This is a genomic window from Loktanella sp. D2R18 (assembly GCF_003318235.1).
Lineage (GTDB): Bacteria > Pseudomonadota > Alphaproteobacteria > Rhodobacterales > Rhodobacteraceae > Yoonia.
Genome location: NZ_QOCG01000009.1, coordinates 208,604 through 225,570, shown reverse-complemented (window position 1 = coordinate 225,570; position 16,967 = coordinate 208,604). Strand labels below are relative to the sequence as shown.

Here is a 16,967-nt window from a genome sequence, read left to right as displayed (position 1 = left end):
GGGAAACCTTTCGGCGGCTTTTGTTTTGGGATTTGCTTTTGTGGCCTGTCTCTGTTCAAGTTTGTGTAGCAGGTCCGCAGTTAAACGGAGAAGAACGACAATGGTAAATGTGCTTGGGGTTGGTGGCGTGTTTTTCCGCGCCAAAGATCCGGTCGGTCTGGCCGACTGGTATCAAACTTATTTGGGTATAGCGCCCGCCCCGACAACATCAGAGATGGCGCCATGGGTGACCGAAACAGGTGTCACTGTATTTTCGCCTTTTGACGCAAAAACCGAATACTTCCCCAAAGACAAGGCGTTCATGATCAATTTTAGGATCGCTGATCTTGACGCTGCCTGTGCAGAGCTATTGGCAGCGGGGATTACCTGTGGCGAAGTAGTGGAAATGGACGGGGTCGGGCGCTTTGTGCGTATCCACGACCCCGAAGGCAACCCCATTGAATTATGGGAACCTACCGCACCAGCCTAAGGGCGTGGTGGTCGTGCTGATGCGTCGCAGGTCTGATCAGGGTTTTCTGAGGCGCAACCTGCTTCGGCCTTCAGGCATCCGACGATCGCGTTCGATCCGGCTTCACCTGCGTGGTAGTGATACCCATCCGGTCCGATGTGGCCATTGCAGCTATCAAGATCTTCGGGCGCTGAACCATCGAGCAGCAAGTGGCTAAAGATGTCGTAGCCATCCATCGCGATACCAATTTGTACAGCGTCTGATCCTTCGGCTTGCGTGCCTTCAATACAATCGGTTGCGACGTGGTAGTGGTAACCGACATGCGTGTTCACATGACCACCGCAGTCATCGAACGGGGCAATGGTGTGGGCTGCAAGAATGGCATCAACCGGGGCCGGTCCGTCAAGCCGCACGCCGTTCGCCGCGATCCCAGACCCCGCAAAATTGGTTGGGTTGTTACGCGTGCTGACTTGGGGTGTCAGCGGGATCACATAGGTCATGGATGCCTCTTCATCCATATATTCAGGCAGGCACTGTACACAGTAATTTTGATACTCTTCTGCAACATCGGGGCGGGCGGCGGCTTCGCACGCATCTTGGGTGTCGGTCACGCGGACAGCGCCTGTTGCTTCGTCATAAAGCTGCCAAGTGTCGTCACCATAAAGCGCCGAAAGGTCTGTGATGAATGCGCCGTCCACATCGTGGACTGTTCCGTCTTTCAACCAAATGCCGCCTGCATCCGCGCTATCGTTCACCGAGGTCGGGCACCAAGGGCCCGGCGTGGAGTCTTGCGGGTCTGGTTTGACCGTAATTGAAAAACAGGTTGTTTCAGTCCCGCCAGACAGGATGCAATCGACCAGTTCAGGCCCGCTAATTACTGTGGCATTTTCAAAAAATTGCCCGATCTCTTGCAACCGATCGGCATTTGCGTCGGCGAGGGCGGGGCTGCAAAGCAGGAGAGAGGCGGGTAGGGCAAGGATGTAACGCATGTGGGCTCCGATCAGTTGATTGAATCGGCATGTGCCGATTCAAAGTTTATACGAAGTATACCTGATTTCCCGTCGCAGCCGGAAAGAATTTCAACTGGCCTCAAGCGCCGTAATGATCTCGCTGAAATCATCCGCTTTCAGGCTTGCGCCCCCAACTAAGGCCCCATCGACATGTGGTACGCCAAAAATACCCGCCGCATTGCTGCCTTTGACTGATCCGCCGTAAAGAATACGCATTTTGTTACCGTCATCAAACCGCGCGTTCAGATGGGCGCGGATATATGCGTGGACCTCAGCGATTTGATCCAGTGTTGGCACCTTGCCCGTGCCAATGGCCCAGACGGGTTCATAAGCGATCACAGTGTTTTGCACGGTGGCCGTCGCTGGCACGGACCCCGTCAATTGGGTGTCGATGACTGACAGTGTGGTGCCCGCCTCGCGCTCGGCCAACGTTTCACCCAGACAAATCACGGCGGTGATCCCGGCCGCATAGGCGGCTTCTGATTTGGCCGCGACAATTGCGTCGGTTTCGCCGTGATCAGAACGCCGTTCCGAATGCCCGGTGATCACATAGGTGGCGCCGACGTCCGCCAGCATCTGTGCGCTGATGTCGCCTGTATGCGCGCCTGATGTGGCCGGGTGGCAATCTTGGCCGCCAATATCAAGCAAAGTGCCTTGGCACGCTGCGATCAACGGCGCAGGCGGGCAGATCAGAATATCGATTGGTGAATCCGCGTGCCGTTCGGCCAGCGTTTCGATTTCTGTCAGATTGGCGCGAAGCCCATTCATCTTCCAGTTTCCGGCGGCCAGTTTACGCGGCATATGCACATCCTTTTGTCTGCGGTGGGTTCTTGCTATCAAGCGTAAGCGTAGATCGGAAGGGGTCCAATGGCTGATATCGAAATTCCGCGGATTGATGTGGCTGCACTTTTGGCCGGAAATGCGGCCGCATATGATGCCGCGCGCGAGGCTGCAACCGGTGTGGGGTTTATGACGGTCTACAACACGCCCCTTACGGCGCAAAAAATGCACGCTGTCCTTGCCTCCTATCAAGGGTTTTTTGATTTACCTGCGGCTGCCAAGGCGCCCTTTGACATGGCGAAAACTGGATCAAATCGCGGCTGGGGTGCGCCCGGTTCTGAACAGGTCGATCCTGACGCGAACCCTGATTACAAACAGGTGTTTGATTGTGGTTTGGAATTGCCAGCGGATGACCCGCTGACGCAGCTTGCATGCTATGCGCCAAATCTTTGGCCTGACCTGCCTGCTGAGTTTGAACGGACCTTGCGGGAGTATTACGTGCAAGCAACTGGTTTCGCGCTTGATTTGCTCTGCGCGATTGCGGATGCTACGGGCGAGGATGGCGCGTATTTTCGCCCACTTTTCGATCGGCCTATGGCGCTTTTGCGGGGGAATTATTATCCTGAACGGCCTGATTGGGCGGGCGAGAATGATTTTGGGATTGCGACGCATACGGACTACGGGTGTTTGACCTTGCTCGCCACAGATGGGTCACCGGGGCTTGAGGTCCGGCGCAGGGGAGGCGGATGGATTCCAGTCTCTGCACCACCCGGCGAATTTATTATCAACTTTGGTGAGATGTTGGAAATGTGGACAAATGGTCGGATCAAAGCCACGCCACACAGGGTGATTGGTCCGGATTATGCGCGCATATCCGTGCCGCTGTTTTTTAACCCCAACCATGATGCCAATGTGGCACCCATTGGATCAGGCGAGGTGACGCGCGCGCGCGGACATCTCGATAAACGGTACAGCGAAACCTATGTTCACCTGAACAAACCCTAGATCTTTGCAGAAAGCGCGTCGTCAAATTTGATCGATTCACCGCAACCGCAGGCATCCACAACGTTTGGATTGCGAAACTTGAACCCAGATTCAAGCAATGACGTTTCGTAGTCGATCTCTGTGCCAAACAAGAACATCTGTGCCATTGGCGCGATCATCACACGTGCGCCGTCCAGCTCAACCACTTCATCAAGTGGATCAACCTCGGTCACATAGTCCATCGTGTATTCCATGCCAGCACAGCCGCCTTTTTTTACGCCAATGCGCAAGCCTTGGTGGCCATCTTTTTCCATCAGCGCCGCGATTTTCGCCGCAGCCTTTGGGGTCACGTTGACCGCTTGTTTACCTGGAATGTTGAACATGTCTGTTCTCCTTTGCGGCTAACTTAAGGGGTGCGGGGCATGATCTCAAGAAGCGGCGCGCCGTTTAACCCATTGTTGATCGCAAGTGTCAGGATTGAAATCGCAATCGCCCAGCTAAATGACGCCAGCGTGCCGATGATGACGTATTCGGCCTTGGCGTTTTTTGACGCCGCATCAAAGCGCAAAATCGACTTGGCCGCGATCAAAAAACCGATCCCAGCCGGAAGCCCCGCGATGAACATCAAATAGATCAACCCGCGTTCCAACTGCCCAATCATCATGCCGCCAGCCGGCAGGCTTTCGGCGGGCGCGCCAGCGGCAAAAGGGCCCATCAGCTTGCCTACGGCGAAACCACCAGCGCGGGTGGTATAGATTGCCCCGGCGATCAATAGCATGGCCTGCGGGGCCCAAGCTGTTGTTTTTGCGGCCCAGATCCCGTTTCCCCAAAGATCCGGGGCGCTGGCGGCAATCACTGCAATCGTGATCAGATGTGCGCATTGATCCATAAGATGTGGCTTTGCCCCGTCATCGTGATTTTTGACCCACAGCGTTTTGCCTATATCGATCAGCAGATGAAGGGCGGCCAAAACGGCAATCCACCAGTCAAGCGACCCAAGTGCCAAACCCGCGGTGGCATAGACAGCGGCTGTATGCGTCAAGAGCGTGAGCGGGCGGTGTTTGGTCATAACCATGCGTTCGGTTTGAAGTACGTAATCTGCAAGGATATGTGCAAAAAACAGAGCGGCAAGTGTTTCAAACATTAAGCAAAATCGCTTTCTAATGTGGTCAAAGCATGGGCGAGCACATGATAGCCCGCAGCGTCGAGTGATTTTGTCACGACCTGGCGCGACTTCCCTAAATTTTGGGCCATTTGCGTATATGAAATAGATGCATTCGGTGTAATCTTTTGCAGTATGGCCGCTGCCTGCGCCTGCGTCCAGCCTTGCGACATGTGATCCGCAAGAATTGCCACTGCGCCGATTGCGCCAGCATCAGCATGGCCAATCGTACTTTCAGATTTTTGCATTTTCAATTGGTCCAGCAATTGCCCTGACGCGATGAATGCTGCGTCGCTTTGTGTATTCAAATCGTCAGATAGATTGGCGGGGGCTGCCCCCGTTGCGATGGCGATATAGCTATCAAATTGGGGGGTGCATGCCCGTAGGGCTGCGCGAAATGTCAGCGCCGATCGCAACGCGTATTTGGGGTTTGTCAGGGCAACTTGCCATCCGTCACCGCGATGACGTGTAAACCTAAGCGGCCCACCAACCCAAACTGCCTGCGCATTGGCGCAGGATTCGAGTGTTGCAAATACAGTGTCGAGCTGCGCTGCACCCAGCGCTGTAGAGCTGATTACGTCGCCTGTGAGGACTGCAATCTGGTTTTCAGTAGTAATCATGCACCCACTATAGGATGCGATGTATGTATTGCAATAGATTTAGGGTGCGATTGCCACTTTGCACCCTTTTTGGGGTGTGCTTTGGCGGGGCTACATAAAACCTAGCTCAAGCCGGGCTTCATCAGACATCATTTCCATGCCCCATTGTGGCTCAAACGTCATTTCAACGTCGACATGTTTGACGCCGGGCAGGGGTTCAATCGCATCAGCGACCCAGCCGGGCATTTCACCCGCAACCGGACAGCCTGGCGCGGTCAACGTCATGATCACGTTCACAGCGTTATCTTCTTTGATATCAATTGTGTAGATCAGCCCAAGATCATAGATGTTCACCGGAATTTCAGGGTCATATACGGACCGACATGCCTGCACGATATCTTCGTACAGTGGATGATCCGTTGTCGATGGCGCGATCATTGGCGCGCCTTCAAGCGGGGCTGTGGTGTCCGTCATGACGTCGTTTCCTTGCAAACCTGAGCAAACATATAGGGATTGGTGCGACTAAGGTAAAGACCATGCGCAGCGGCAGTGGTGCTTTGGCGCACGGGCATATCGCCGCGATGAATTGCGCAAGCCCCCTTGGCAATTGCCGCAAGATCGGTGAAAGACAGGGCATGACAAAACCATTTTCATTTTCGCTCAATGCCACCGATGGCAAGGCCCGTACCGGGGTGATTTCCACCCCGCGTGGCGACATCCGTACGCCTGCCTTTATGCCAGTTGGAACCGCGGCCACCGTCAAAGCCATGATGCCCGAAAGCGTCGCGGCGACGGGTGCTGACATCCTGCTGGGCAACACTTATCACCTGATGCTGCGCCCCACGGCGGAACGGATCGCTAATCTAGGCGGGCTACATAAGTTCATGAATTGGGACAAACCTATTCTGACTGATAGCGGAGGGTTTCAGGTGATGTCCCTATCCGATCTGCGCAAAATGTCTGAAAAAGGGGTCACCTTTCGGTCGCATATCGACGGCTCCAAGCACGAGCTAACCCCAGAGCGTTCGATGGAAATTCAAAAGCTTCTCGGCTCTGATATCGTGATGTGCTTTGATGAATGCCCCGCGCTGCCTGCGGATCGCAAACGGATCAATGACAGTATGCAGATGTCGATGCGGTGGGCGCAGCGGTCGCGCGATGCATTTGGGGACCGCCCCGGATATGCGCTGTTCGGTATTCAGCAAGGCGGGCTAGAAGAAGACCTGCGCGCCGAAAGCGCCGCTGCCTTGCGCGATATTGAATTTGATGGATACGCCGTTGGCGGGCTTGCCGTTGGTGAAGGCCAAGAGGCGATGTTCGACGTGCTGAATTTTGCCCCAGATCAATTACCCACAGATAAACCGCGCTATTTGATGGGGGTTGGCAAACCTGATGATATTGTTGGCGCAGTGAAACGCGGCATTGATATGATGGATTGCGTATTACCCAGCAGGTCTGGCCGCACCGGTCAAATATTTACCCGTCGCGGTGTGCTGAACATTAAAAACGCGCGCCACGCAGACGATCCGCGCCCGTTGGATGAACACTGTAGCTGCCCCGCGTGCCGCAACTATTCGCGCGCCTATCTGCACCACGTATTCCGTGCCCAAGAGATGATTAGCGGCATGCTGCTGACATGGCATAACCTGCATTATTTCCAAGACATCATGCAAGGGATGCGCGATGCCATTGCTGCAGGCGCATTTGCGGCATGGGAGGCCGATTTTCACGCAGGGCGGGCGCAAGGCGATATTGAGCCGCTTTAGGTTCTTTGTTTCTTTGCCAGCCGTTTCAGGCTGTGACGGGTTTGATACCCTGTGACGCTGTAATCGGTTAAGCCCTTTTCTTGCGCCATAACATAGTCAAGCTGGTCACCGGCAGCGTCGCCAAGCCAAAGTGAGAGCGCAGTAAAAAATGGGACATTTGAAAATTTTACAGCAGTGTCAACACTGCGGCGATTATCCGTGTCGGTTATATTGACCCAAAAACGCCCACTTAAATTGGGCTTCGAAAGGTCGAAAGTGTAAGTGAAATTTTCGAATGGTTTATTATCTGTGATGCGAATTACTGCATCCGCAACTCCGAATGGCATCGCATATTTGGCATGGAGAGTGTTCCTATTGATTGGGTCGACAGTGACTTCGAGTAACTGCTTAAAGAAATGTTGATCTGTTCTATTTGGAGTAGGCAAGAAGCCTTCCCAAATAGTCTGCGACGACAGTTTGGAAAAGTAATGCGCAGTTTGTTTGAAGGTTACTTTCGGCGGTAAGCGCTGGATGACCCAACTCAACACTAGCCACAGTGAAATCATTATAGGGATTGCGACGACAGGATGCTCAAGTGTTGGAAAAATGTTGAAAATTGCGTTCGTCGCTAGGATCATTGGAACGGCAACAGCAAGAAGCAGCTCAGACATCATAAAAATGTGCGGCACGAATAGACTAATCCCGCAAATTATCCCAAGGATAATGGCCCAGACAAGACTAAAAACTACAAACATAAGTGTAAAATACATAATGAGACGCCAAGAAAATGGAGTCGCGTTTATGCTTGGGGTGCGAATAATAAATGACAGTATGACTGTCGCATAAATCAACGTTAGCAGGATAATGCGTCTTCGTTGGCGGTAAAAGAAACGAAACATGGCGTGTATACCTGTCAAACCTTGATGAAAATACACAATACTATGGGCAGCGAATTGTTCACGTTCAACCCGCGGTGGCGTTTTTTGTTGTTTGGTAAACGAGATGAAAGGTTTTTGCGTTTGTATGGTTGCGGCTGGCGTCAGACACAGGCAGTCTACGGTGCGAAATAACGACGTGTTTGGTTGAAAGGTTAACGCCGCGACCCTACATGAATTCGGCATGAGGAGACGCCCATAGCTGCCGTGCAACGGGGCTAGGTGTCTTGCTAATAAAGGAAGTGACTATGCAAGAACCGTTGAGTTCATCCTACCCCGTCCTGCCGCTGCGCGATATCGTGGTGTTCCCACATATGATTGTGCCGCTGTTCGTAGGCCGTGAAAAATCTGTCCGCGCCCTCGAAGAGGTAATGCAGGACGACAAACAAATTCTACTGTCCAGCCAAATTGACGCAGGCGAAGACGATCCTGCGCAAGATGGCATCTACAAATCCGGCGTTCTGGCCAATGTGCTGCAACTGCTGAAACTTCCCGATGGCACCGTGAAGGTGCTTGTCGAAGGGCGTAGCCGCGTGCGCATTACCGGGTTTATCGACAACCCCGAGTTTTTTGAAGCATCTGCCGAATATCTGGATGAAACCACTGGTGATCCAGCCGAAGAAGAGGCGCTTGTGCGCAATGTCGCGGCTGAATTTGAACGCTATGCCAAGATCAAGAAAAATATCCCCGAAGAGGCGATGGCCGCCGTTGGCGAAGCCGCAGAGCCTGCGAAGCTGGCGGATTTGGTTGCGGGCCACCTTGGGATTGAAATTGACCAAAAGCAGGGCTTGCTGGAAACTCTGTCTGTGACCGAACGGCTTGAAAAAGTCTTTGGGCTGATGCAAGGCGAAATGTCTGTGTTGCAGGTCGAGAAAAAGATCAAGACACGCGTGAAAACCCAGATGGAACGCACCCAACGCGAATATTATTTGAATGAGCAAATGAAAGCCATTCAGAAGGAACTTGGCGATGGGGAAGAAGGCCAAAATGAAGTGGCCGAGCTTGAGGCGAAGATCGCTGAAACCAAACTGTCCAAAGAAGCCCGCGAAAAGGTCGATGCAGAGCTCAAGAAGCTCAAAAATATGTCGCCCATGTCCGCCGAGGCCACAGTTGTACGCAACTATCTTGACTGGATTTTGGCGGTGCCATGGGGCAATAAATCGCGTACCAAAAAGGATCTTGGACACGCGCAAAAGGTGCTCGACAATGATCACCACGGACTTGAGAAAGTCAAAGAACGGATCGTTGAATATCTCGCGGTGCAGCAACGTTCGAAAAAACTTAAAGGCCCGATTATGTGTTTGGTTGGACCGCCCGGCGTCGGGAAAACCAGCTTGGGTAAATCTGTGGCCAAGGCAACCGGGCGCGAATTCATTCGTATCTCATTGGGTGGGGTGCGTGACGAATCTGAAATCCGCGGCCACCGCCGGACTTACATCGGCTCAATGCCGGGTAAGATCATTCAGGCGTTGAAAAAGGCGAAAACAACCAATCCGCTGATCTTGCTCGATGAAATTGATAAGATGGGGCAGGATTTCCGGGGTGATCCGGCGTCAGCGATGCTAGAGGTTCTGGACCCAGAGCAAAACGGCTCTTTCGTGGATCACTACTTGGAAGTCGAATATGACCTGTCGAACGTGATGTTCCTAACCACGGCCAACAGCTACAACATGCCGGGGCCGCTGCTTGACCGGATGGAGATTATTTCGCTTTCGGGCTATACCGAAGACGAAAAAGTCGAAATCTCAAAGCAGCATTTGTTGCCAAAAGTTATGAAAAATCACGGGTTGAAACCGGCCGAATTCAGCGTGTCGGATGCTGCTCTGCTTGCGATGGTGCGCGTCTACACCCGCGAAGCAGGCGTGCGGAACCTCGAGCGTGAACTTGCCAAAGTGGCGCGTAAAGCTGTGACCAAGATCGTCAAGAAAGAAGCGACTGAGATCAACGTCACCGCTGAAAACCTCAATGACTTCTTGGGTGTGGAGCGGCACCGCTTTGGATTGGCCGAAGAAAACGATCAGGTTGGCGTGGTTACGGGCTTGGCGTGGACCAGCGTTGGCGGAGAACTGTTGAATATCGAAGCTTTGCGCCTGCCGGGCAAAGGTCGGATGAAAACGACCGGGAAGCTTGGCGATGTGATGAAGGAATCGATTGATGCCGCATCCAGCTATGTGCGCTCAATCGCGCCTGAAATTGGGGTGAAGCCGCCGCAATTCGACAAGATCGACATCCACGTACACGTGCCAGATGGCGCGACTCCGAAGGATGGTCCGTCGGCAGGTCTGGCGATGGTGACATCAATTGTGTCGGTGCTAACCAAGATTCCCGTGCGCAAAGACGTTGCCATGACCGGTGAGGTTTCTTTGCGTGGTAACGCGATGCCGATTGGTGGGCTGAAAGAAAAACTATTGGCCGCATTGCGTGGTGGCATCAAAACCGTGTTGATCCCGCAAGAAAACGCCAAAGACCTGCCGGACATCCCTGATAACGTCAAAGAGGGGCTGACAATCATCCCCGTGCGCCACGTATCAGAGGTGTTGGAGCATGCGCTGGTCAGTGCCCCGGAACCGATCATCTGGGATGAAGCCGCCGAAGAGGCCGCCGCCGCGGCGCTTAAGGCAGGCGAAGCCGCACAAGGTGCGCGCGCGCACTAAACGCGGTCATCACGTGACAATAAAAAGCGCGCCCATAGTGGTGCGCTTTTTTGTGCGCAGGCGCTGAATAGGTGTGCTTTACACCACATACCACACGTATTCCGTGGGTTTTTAGTGCGCCCTTGCCTTTTGGGTGGTGGTGTCTTTGCAAAAAGGGCAGTAACTTAAGCGTGAACATGGCCAGTGCCAAATCCTACGGAAATCTGCCTAATCACTATAAGTCTAAGTTATTATATTTAAGGGAATTTCTATGCGCCATATTTCAAAGTCTTCTTTGCTTGCCATACTACTTACCGCGGGGTGCATGACAGGCGTCGTTGTCGAAGGGTTGGGTGATAACTCATCCGAATACGCAAACGACAACGAATGTGACGATCCGAGGTTTAAGGGCGAAGGTATGGCATCGGTGCTGAGCCAAGAAAACACGGGGCGCGACGCGAGTGACTGTGGTCGCATGCTCACTGCAGGTCTAATTGCGCAGGTGCGTTCTAAAGAACAAAGCAGCCCTGCAGAATGTTCTGAAATTGACTTCGGTTTGAACCGTAATGACTGGGCGCGAAATGGGGTTTGTGATGATCCACGCTTTACCGGGCCTGGTGTCGACGAAGTCTTGAGGCAAGAGGAACTTTTGCGGGACGCTTCAGATTGTCGGAGGCTTTGTAATGCCGGGAGAATTTGGCTCAAATAGTGCGTTGAGCGGCATGGTTTAAGAGCCTTTGCGCACGCTATGTCACGCAACGCTTTTCTTTTGTGTGCGGGGTGGCCGTGCGGCGCAAATTCAACGTGTAATCAATACCACAAGGAAGATGGATTGGGTGATTGACAGCGGGTGGGGCGATTGTCCTTAGGCCACGCTGGTATGTGTTGTGTCACCCGTTTAAGGTGGGGAAAAACAAAGGGAAAACACCATGACAACGCCTGAAACCCAACATACCGAAGACGCGGCTGACGCGCCGGTCGTTTTGAAAAAGCCGCAATTGTTCAACGAGGTGGTCGCGAGGACAGGCCTTAAAAAACGGGATGTGAAACCCGCAGTTGAAGCGGCGCTTGCGGTGATCGGTGAGGCGCTTGCGCGTGGAGAAGAATTGATTTTGCCGCCAATGGGTAAAACGCGGATCATCAAATCCAAAGAGCTGAACAACGGCGCGTCGCTGCTCACGATGAAATTTCGCACGGCCAAGGTCGACGCGGTCGCGCGCCCTGCTGCTGATGATACCTGACCCACAGCGATGACCTATCCTGAAATCTACATCCTGCGGCACGGCCAGACTGCGTGGAATCTCGAAGGGCGTATGCAAGGAGAACTGAACTCTCCACTGACCGCGCAGGGCCGCGACGAGGCCGCGCGCCAAGGGGAGATTCTTGCCGAATGTGACTTGCGTGGATTCGCATTTATCAGCAGCCCACAGGGCAGGGCAGTGCAAACGGCGGGAATCGCCTGTGCGCCACTGGCAGAATTGGTACGTACAGATGATCGATTGCGTGAAATTGGGGTCGGTGACTGGTCCGGTGTGCTGCGTGACACGCTGCCGCTCCCGGACGCCCCTGATCCCTATATGGCGCAGTACGAGGTCGCCCCAAATGGTGAGGGTTTGGCCGCGGTAAAGGCCCGCTGCCACGCATTTTTGCAAGATTTAAAGGGGCCTGCAGTGCTGGTGACGCACGGTGTGACAGGGCGCACATTGCGCGAAATTCTCGCGGGACCTAAGGCAATTGAGGGGACCACCATCCATGGCGGTCAGGGCTGCGTCTATCATTTGAAAAATGGTTCACAAAACTTGCTCACTTAGGCTTGCGTCCGCCCGCAACATGCCCTAAATCACCCCTCATCGGGTGATTAGCTCAGTTGGTAGAGCGCTTCCTTTACACGGAAGATGTCGGGAGTTCGAGCCTCTCATCACCCACCATCTTATCCATATGAATTTCTTGGTATTTTATTCCCAGAACGTATCGTTTTGAGAAGTGTTTACGGGGTCTCTAGACCTAGCGTTTCTTCGGTACGGCCATTCCAAAGTTCAAAATGTCAGCGGCATCGCTCAAATGTTCGGGCAAGAATCGCGCATAGACCTTCTGCGTGACGCTGGTATTGCTGTGACCAAGATATTGACTCACCTGTTCAATTGGCTTGCCTGCCGCAAGCATGCGCACGGCAACGGTGTGTCGGATTTGGTGGATGTGTATACCTGACAGTCCAGCGCGCCGTAGTGCAGTAGCGTAGCCGGTCCTAATAGACTTGATGGGCGTGCCGTTATACTCGTTACATATTCCATTTGACGCACCGCATAAGCTGTCTGCAGGGCGGTGCGGGCGAGTGCATTCATTGGCAAGACTGCGCGGCCTTTGCGGGTTACGCTTTTAAGTTTGAAGTAAATTGTGCCGAAACACTGACGTTGTGATACAAAGTGATCTGCAGCTCAATCAGTTGTAGATTTGGCCCCAGCCCGACCCCAAATATCGAGTGCTTTTCGAACACAAATCGAAAACCTGTCCAAGAAGCCATTTTTTGCGAAACCACCGCTTGACGAGGGGCGGGCGCGGACATAGAAGCACCCCACGTTCGGTCGCAGACCGGAAAGAAAATGCGCGGTTGTAGCTCAGCTGGTTAGAGTGCCGGCCTGTCACGCCGGAGGTCGCGGGTTCGAGCCCCGTCAACCGCGCCACTTTCTTTCTTTTGTGATCTAGCGCTGCGCGGTTGTAGCTCAGCTGGTTAGAGTGCCGGCCTGTCACGCCGGAGGTCGCGGGTTCGAGCCCCGTCAACCGCGCCACTTATTCCCCACATATCATGGCGCCTTACTGCGACAGCAGGGTGGATCGAGATCCACCCTACGCCGTGTTATTTGGTCATTTCGTGCAGGATGCGCGCCCAAGACCGGATGCCTTTATGGAAAGACGACAGGTCATACTTTTCATTGGGCGAATGGATCGCGTCGTCGTCTTTACCAAAACCGATCAACATCGCGTCCATGTTCAGGATGTCCTTGAAGTGCCCGGCGATGGGGATCGATCCGCCGCAGCCCACATAGGCCGCCGCATTGGGCCACTCGTCAGATAGGGCTTTGCGCGCTTGGTCAAACGCGGGGTGCGTTGTGGTCATTTGGCCTGCGGCACTGGCCCCGTGGTCGCTAAATGCCACTGAGCAATCTGCGGGCAGCATGTCTTGCACCATTTTGCGAAAATTTTCGCGGATTTTTAGTGGGTCTTGCGTGCCGACCAGACGGAAACTGATTTTGGCGTGGGCCTCAGAAGGCAGCACGGTTTTGAACCCATCCCCGGTGTAGCCGGACCAAATTCCGTTGACCTCGCAAGTTGGGCGTGACCAGATCATCTCGAGTGGGCGGCGGCCCCGTTCGCCAGCAGGCTCTAAAAGGCCGACGTCGCCCAAAAAGGCTTTTTCGTCGAATTTCAAATCATCCCAAGCCGCCGCCAATTCATTCGATAGCTCGGGCACACCATCATAGAAACCCGGTACGGTAATGCGCCCGTCATCGTCATGTAGGGCCGCGATGATGCGTGCCAATACCCGTGCAGGGTTCATCGCCAACCCGCCGTACATGCCTGAATGCAGGTCCTTATCAGGGCCGGTGATGGTCAACTCTTCGCCCAAAAGGCCGCGCAGCTGCGTGATGATCGCAGGCGTGCTATCGCCGTACAGCCCAGTGTCGCAGATCAGCGCCACATCGGCGGTCAATTCTTCGGCATTCTCTCGCATGAAAGGTGTCAGGGATGGCGACCCAGATTCTTCTTCGCCCTCAAAGAACAAGGTGATGTTGCCGGGCAGGGTGCCGTGGACTTCTTTCCACGCACGGCAGGCCTCAACGAATGTCATCAGCTGACCTTTGTCGTCGGATGACCCGCGTCCGCGGATAACCGGGCCTTTGGCCGTGTCTTCGATCTGTGGATCAAATGGGTCGCGGTCCCAAAGATCAAGCGGGTCAACGGGTTGCACATCGTAATGCCCGTAAAACAGCACATGTGGCCCTGTGCCGCCCGAATGCGCAACGACCATCGGGTGTCCCGGTGTCGGACGTTTTGATGCCATGAAGCCGATGCTTTGCAAATCGGCAACCAGCCAATCAGCTGCAGTGTTGCAATCGCCCTTATAGGCAGGGTCGGTTGAAATAGACGGAATGCGCAGCAGTTCAAGTAGCCGGTCAGTTGCCGCGTTCAGGTCGTTATCAATACGCGCTAAGACGGGATCAAGGGTCATGGTGAGGTCCTGTGTTGTGGTCGCCGCAAAGGTGGCACGATTGGCGCTGAGGTCAATCAAATTCATGAATAGTTTGACACTTGGATTTAGGACAGAGATTGTCAGAGCGCAGTAATCTGGACCAGCAAATGTTCGCGTATTTTCAAGACCTCATCACAACGGCCTTTGATTTTGAAGGCATCGATCGGAACGCCCGCAAATTTGCATTTGCACAGTTGATGGTTGGAGGGGTGATCGTGATTGGTGTCCCGTTTAAAATCTTGATGATGATCGGAGATGCGGTGCGAAATCGGCGCGCAAAAGCGTCGATTTATGCCGAGGTAAAAAAGGATATGCCAGAGGGCGCGTCGCGCGAACTTGTCCGCGAAGCGGCTATGCGCGCGGAGTTGGAACGCCGCCAAGCCTATGCAGCGCCGCTTGCCCCGCCAATTGATCTTGCGCCCGAACCTGTTGATGGATCGTATTTTGTGTCTTTGCGCGCATTCGCTGAGGAAAAACAGAAATCCGGCGCTGCGATGAATGCATATGAACGTGAGGCGGCCGGGCCTATCGCGTTTCTATTTGATTCATTTGGGCCCAAAGGGTTTGGACATTTTGATGCGTTATATAGCACCCCGCCATATCGCAGTCATGAATTGAGCGCGCTGTTGGAAACCCTGAATTTACCCGACCTCATGAGCGCGGTCGAATCCGCGATGGGTCTGCACTTGCAACGCTACCAACTGTATCGTGATTTTGCGGCAACCGGGATGCCTGCGGAACAGGCCAGGGCCCATCCAGATATGCCATCCTATGACGCGTTAAATAATACGGTGAATATCGCGGGTGGGCAGGCCCGATTTTTGCGTGCCGCGGATCAATATCTTCAGGCGGCTTACCCTTGGGTGCCCAACAGCGGGTTCTAACGCAGACCTCTACACGATATAGCGCTTATCTGGCTGCATCTGCCCAAGCAGAAGTAGTTGATCTAGGTCAACGTGTTGCGAGTGTTTGGCTGTCAAAAGGGATAGGGGTGACAGTTTGTAGCGTATTGCTTGGACGCGTTTGCCTCTATATGACGTTTAGAACGATTCAAGTTTCGGTTCGCCGAAACCTGTACCGCAAGACAAAGGATACCACCCGTGGACTACACCGCCCAACTGGATGCCGCGATTAGCCGTTTGCACGACGAAGGCCGTTACCGGACTTTTATTGATATCGAACGCAAGCGCGGCCAGTTTCCTCACGCTACATGGCGCAAGGACGATGGAACCGATACTCCGGTGACCGTTTGGTGTGGGAATGACTATCTTGGGATGGGGCAGCATCCTGTTGTTTTGGCCGCGATGCACGAGGCCGTGGACGCGACAGGCGCTGGATCAGGCGGCACACGTAATATCTCTGGCACAACAGTCTATCACAAGCGGCTCGAAGCGGAGCTTGCCAGCCTGCACCAAAAAGAGGCGGCACTTCTTTTTACCTCTGCTTATATCGCAAACGACGCGACGCTGAGCACATTGCCAAAATTGTTTCCGGGGCTGATTATCTATTCGGACGCGCTAAACCACGCCTCTATGATCGAAGGTGTACGTCGGAATGGTGGCGCAAAGCGCATTTTTCGCCACAATGATCTGGATCACCTGCGCGCGCTTCTGGAAGCTGATGACCCGGCAGCGCCAAAGCTGATTGCGTTTGAATCGATCTATTCAATGGATGGTGATTTTGCCCCAATCGAAGCGATTTGTGATCTCGCGGATGAATTTGGCGCGCTCACCTATATCGACGAAGTCCACGCTGTTGGCATGTATGGCCCGCAAGGTGCGGGCGTTGCTGCGCGCGACGGGTTGATGGGCCGCATCGATATTATCAACGGTACTTTGGCCAAAGCATACGGCGTGATGGGCGGCTATATCGCCGCCTCTGAGAAAATGTGTGATGCGATACGGTCTTACGCTCCGGGGTTCATCTTTACCACCAGCTTGCCTCCTGCGGTTGCTGCGGGGGCTGCGGCCAGTGTTGCACATTTGAAAACCGATGATGGGCTGCGTTTGCAGCACCAAACCCAAGCCAAAATTCTTAAGCTGCGGCTAAAAGGAATGGGTTTGCCAATTATCGATCATGGCAGTCACATTGTACCGCTGATCGTGGGCGATCCGGTCCACACTAAAAAGCTGTCGGATATGCTTTTGTCTGAGTTCGGCATCTATGTGCAGCCGATCAATTTTCCGACGGTACCGCGCGGCACTGAACGGCTGCGGTTCACGCCGTCACCGGTTCACGGACCGCGCGAAATGGATGCACTTGTCAGCGCTTTGGACAATCTTTGGTCGCATTGCGCGCTGAATCGCGCCGAGCTCGCAGGTTAACCCTTTTTCAACGTATGCATGACAGCCGCTAATATGTTAGCGTCTGCCTAGGTACCCGTGTGAACGCGATTCGCGTTACATGGGCGCTTAGGGGCATT

Annotated in this window: 19 protein-coding genes and 3 tRNA genes; 12 read left to right on the top strand and 10 right to left on the bottom strand. The window is 53.8% G+C overall.

Annotated elements, in window-relative coordinates; translation table 11 throughout:
- Positions 1-100 precede the first annotated feature (100 nt).
- Positions 101-469: a VOC family protein gene (locus tag DS901_RS06185; protein WP_113776053.1), complete on the top strand. Its 369-nt coding sequence runs from the start codon at positions 101-103 to the stop codon at positions 467-469.
- On the opposite strand, the gene DS901_RS06180 is transcribed toward DS901_RS06185, so the two are convergent.
- Together DS901_RS06180 and tpiA are read right to left on the bottom strand one after the other, a co-directional pair.
- Entirely contained in the window at positions 466-1,437 is a 972-nt protein-coding gene (locus DS901_RS06180) for a YHYH protein (protein ID WP_113776052.1), read from the bottom strand. The two genes, DS901_RS06185 and DS901_RS06180, sit on opposite strands and share 4 nt — an antisense overlap.
- Before the next feature lie 90 nt (positions 1,438-1,527).
- Positions 1,528-2,259, bottom strand: a complete 732-nt coding sequence (gene tpiA, locus DS901_RS06175; protein WP_113776051.1) for a triose-phosphate isomerase — start codon at positions 2,257-2,259, stop codon at positions 1,528-1,530.
- Positions 2,260-2,325: 66 nt separating this feature from the next.
- Between tpiA and DS901_RS06170 the strand changes: the two genes are divergently transcribed.
- The gene (locus DS901_RS06170) at positions 2,326-3,243 is read left to right on the top strand and encodes an isopenicillin N synthase family dioxygenase (protein ID WP_113776050.1); all 918 of its coding nucleotides are present in this window, start codon (positions 2,326-2,328) and stop codon (positions 3,241-3,243) included.
- On the opposite strand, the gene DS901_RS06165 is transcribed toward DS901_RS06170, so the two are convergent.
- The 4 genes from DS901_RS06165 to DS901_RS06150 all read right to left on the bottom strand — a co-directional run bounded on the left by DS901_RS06165 (position 3,240) and on the right by DS901_RS06150 (position 5,457).
- The gene (locus DS901_RS06165) at positions 3,240-3,605 is read right to left on the bottom strand and encodes a HesB/IscA family protein (protein ID WP_113776049.1); all 366 of its coding nucleotides are present in this window, start codon (positions 3,603-3,605) and stop codon (positions 3,240-3,242) included. The two genes, DS901_RS06170 and DS901_RS06165, sit on opposite strands and share 4 nt — an antisense overlap.
- A gap of 23 nt (positions 3,606-3,628) precedes the next feature.
- Positions 3,629-4,366 (bottom strand): DUF3307 domain-containing protein, encoded by a 738-nt coding sequence (locus DS901_RS06160; RefSeq protein ID WP_113776048.1) that lies wholly within the window; start codon positions 4,364-4,366, stop codon positions 3,629-3,631.
- Positions 4,366-5,004 (bottom strand): MarR family transcriptional regulator, encoded by a 639-nt coding sequence (locus DS901_RS06155; protein ID WP_113776047.1) that lies wholly within the window; start codon positions 5,002-5,004, stop codon positions 4,366-4,368. The genes DS901_RS06160 and DS901_RS06155 overlap by 1 nt, the downstream gene beginning before the upstream one ends.
- Before the next feature lie 90 nt (positions 5,005-5,094).
- A complete protein-coding gene (locus DS901_RS06150) occupies positions 5,095-5,457 on the bottom strand; it encodes an SUF system Fe-S cluster assembly protein (protein ID WP_113776046.1) in 363 nt (120 codons plus the stop codon).
- Positions 5,458-5,618: 161 nt separating this feature from the next.
- On the opposite strand from DS901_RS06150, the gene tgt reads away from it, so the two are divergent.
- Positions 5,619-6,749 (top strand): tRNA guanosine(34) transglycosylase Tgt, encoded by a 1,131-nt coding sequence (gene tgt, locus DS901_RS06145; protein WP_113776149.1) that lies wholly within the window; start codon positions 5,619-5,621, stop codon positions 6,747-6,749.
- Here the strand turns inward: tgt and DS901_RS06140 are convergent.
- On the bottom strand, positions 6,746-7,498 hold the full coding sequence (locus DS901_RS06140) for a hypothetical protein (RefSeq protein ID WP_113776045.1): 753 nt from the start codon (positions 7,496-7,498) through the stop codon (positions 6,746-6,748). The two genes, tgt and DS901_RS06140, sit on opposite strands and share 4 nt — an antisense overlap.
- A 413-nt stretch (positions 7,499-7,911) precedes the next feature.
- Here DS901_RS06140 and lon point away from each other — a divergent pair, with 413 nt between their 5' ends.
- From lon to DS901_RS06110, 5 genes are all read left to right on the top strand, one after another.
- Entirely contained in the window at positions 7,912-10,317 is a 2,406-nt protein-coding gene (lon, locus tag DS901_RS06130) for an endopeptidase La (protein ID WP_113776043.1), read from the top strand.
- 250 nt (positions 10,318-10,567) lie between these two features.
- Positions 10,568-11,005: a hypothetical protein gene (locus DS901_RS06125; protein ID WP_147249863.1), complete on the top strand. Its 438-nt coding sequence runs from the start codon at positions 10,568-10,570 to the stop codon at positions 11,003-11,005.
- Positions 11,006-11,225: 220 nt separating this feature from the next.
- Positions 11,226-11,537: an HU family DNA-binding protein gene (locus DS901_RS06120; protein WP_113776041.1), complete on the top strand. Its 312-nt coding sequence runs from the start codon at positions 11,226-11,228 to the stop codon at positions 11,535-11,537.
- A 9-nt stretch (positions 11,538-11,546) separates the two neighbouring features.
- Complete coding sequence (locus tag DS901_RS06115) at positions 11,547-12,107, top strand: histidine phosphatase family protein (protein ID WP_113776040.1); 561 nt, start codon at positions 11,547-11,549, stop codon at positions 12,105-12,107.
- 41 nt (positions 12,108-12,148) lie between these two features.
- Positions 12,149-12,224, top strand: a tRNA-Val gene (locus DS901_RS06110).
- 76 nt (positions 12,225-12,300) lie between these two features.
- Here the strand turns inward: DS901_RS06110 and DS901_RS19125 are convergent.
- Together DS901_RS19125 and DS901_RS06100 are read right to left on the bottom strand one after the other, a co-directional pair.
- Positions 12,301-12,546, bottom strand: a complete 246-nt coding sequence (locus DS901_RS19125; protein ID WP_113776039.1) for a tyrosine-type recombinase/integrase — start codon at positions 12,544-12,546, stop codon at positions 12,301-12,303.
- A 118-nt stretch (positions 12,547-12,664) separates the two neighbouring features.
- Positions 12,665-12,859, bottom strand: a complete 195-nt coding sequence (locus tag DS901_RS06100; protein ID WP_113776038.1) for a hypothetical protein — start codon at positions 12,857-12,859, stop codon at positions 12,665-12,667.
- A 41-nt stretch (positions 12,860-12,900) separates the two neighbouring features.
- Here DS901_RS06100 and DS901_RS06095 point away from each other — a divergent pair.
- Both DS901_RS06095 and DS901_RS06090 read left to right on the top strand, forming a co-directional pair.
- Positions 12,901-12,977 (top strand) — tRNA-Asp (locus DS901_RS06095).
- Positions 12,978-13,005: 28 nt separating this feature from the next.
- Positions 13,006-13,082, top strand: a tRNA-Asp gene (locus tag DS901_RS06090).
- 68 nt (positions 13,083-13,150) lie between these two features.
- Here DS901_RS06090 and DS901_RS06085 read toward each other — a convergent pair.
- Entirely contained in the window at positions 13,151-14,524 is a 1,374-nt protein-coding gene (locus DS901_RS06085; protein WP_113776148.1) for a M20/M25/M40 family metallo-hydrolase, read from the bottom strand.
- Positions 14,525-14,652: 128 nt separating this feature from the next.
- Here DS901_RS06085 and DS901_RS06080 point away from each other — a divergent pair, with 128 nt between their 5' ends.
- Together DS901_RS06080 and hemA are read left to right on the top strand one after the other, a co-directional pair.
- Complete coding sequence (locus DS901_RS06080; protein ID WP_113776037.1) at positions 14,653-15,429, top strand: hypothetical protein; 777 nt, start codon at positions 14,653-14,655, stop codon at positions 15,427-15,429.
- 216 nt (positions 15,430-15,645) lie between these two features.
- Positions 15,646-16,869, top strand: a complete 1,224-nt coding sequence (gene hemA, locus DS901_RS06075) for a 5-aminolevulinate synthase (protein ID WP_113776036.1) — start codon at positions 15,646-15,648, stop codon at positions 16,867-16,869.
- Positions 16,870-16,967 lie beyond the last annotated feature (98 nt).

Coding starts and splice junctions, on each gene's coding strand:
- DS901_RS06185 (WP_113776053.1), top strand. CDS start 101: ATGGTAAATGTGCTTGGGGTTGGTGGCGTGTTTTTCCGCGCCAAAGAT.
- DS901_RS06180 (WP_113776052.1), bottom strand. CDS start 1,437: ATGCGTTACATCCTTGCCCTACCCGCCTCTCTCCTGCTTTGCAGCCCC.
- tpiA (WP_113776051.1), bottom strand. CDS start 2,259: ATGCCGCGTAAACTGGCCGCCGGAAACTGGAAGATGAATGGGCTTCGC.
- DS901_RS06170 (WP_113776050.1), top strand. CDS start 2,326: ATGGCTGATATCGAAATTCCGCGGATTGATGTGGCTGCACTTTTGGCC.
- DS901_RS06165 (WP_113776049.1), bottom strand. CDS start 3,605: ATGTTCAACATTCCAGGTAAACAAGCGGTCAACGTGACCCCAAAGGCT.
- DS901_RS06160 (WP_113776048.1), bottom strand. CDS start 4,366: ATGTTTGAAACACTTGCCGCTCTGTTTTTTGCACATATCCTTGCAGAT.
- DS901_RS06155 (WP_113776047.1), bottom strand. CDS start 5,004: ATGATTACTACTGAAAACCAGATTGCAGTCCTCACAGGCGACGTAATC.
- DS901_RS06150 (WP_113776046.1), bottom strand. CDS start 5,457: ATGACGGACACCACAGCCCCGCTTGAAGGCGCGCCAATGATCGCGCCA.
- tgt (WP_113776149.1), top strand. CDS start 5,619: ATGACAAAACCATTTTCATTTTCGCTCAATGCCACCGATGGCAAGGCC.
- DS901_RS06140 (WP_113776045.1), bottom strand. CDS start 7,498: ATGTATTTTACACTTATGTTTGTAGTTTTTAGTCTTGTCTGGGCCATT.
- lon (WP_113776043.1), top strand. CDS start 7,912: ATGCAAGAACCGTTGAGTTCATCCTACCCCGTCCTGCCGCTGCGCGAT.
- DS901_RS06125 (WP_147249863.1), top strand. CDS start 10,568: ATGCGCCATATTTCAAAGTCTTCTTTGCTTGCCATACTACTTACCGCG.
- DS901_RS06120 (WP_113776041.1), top strand. CDS start 11,226: ATGACAACGCCTGAAACCCAACATACCGAAGACGCGGCTGACGCGCCG.
- DS901_RS06115 (WP_113776040.1), top strand. CDS start 11,547: ATGACCTATCCTGAAATCTACATCCTGCGGCACGGCCAGACTGCGTGG.
- DS901_RS06100 (WP_113776038.1), bottom strand. CDS start 12,859: ATGTCCGCGCCCGCCCCTCGTCAAGCGGTGGTTTCGCAAAAAATGGCT.
- DS901_RS06085 (WP_113776148.1), bottom strand. CDS start 14,524: ATGACCCTTGATCCCGTCTTAGCGCGTATTGATAACGACCTGAACGCG.
- DS901_RS06080 (WP_113776037.1), top strand. CDS start 14,653: ATGTTCGCGTATTTTCAAGACCTCATCACAACGGCCTTTGATTTTGAA.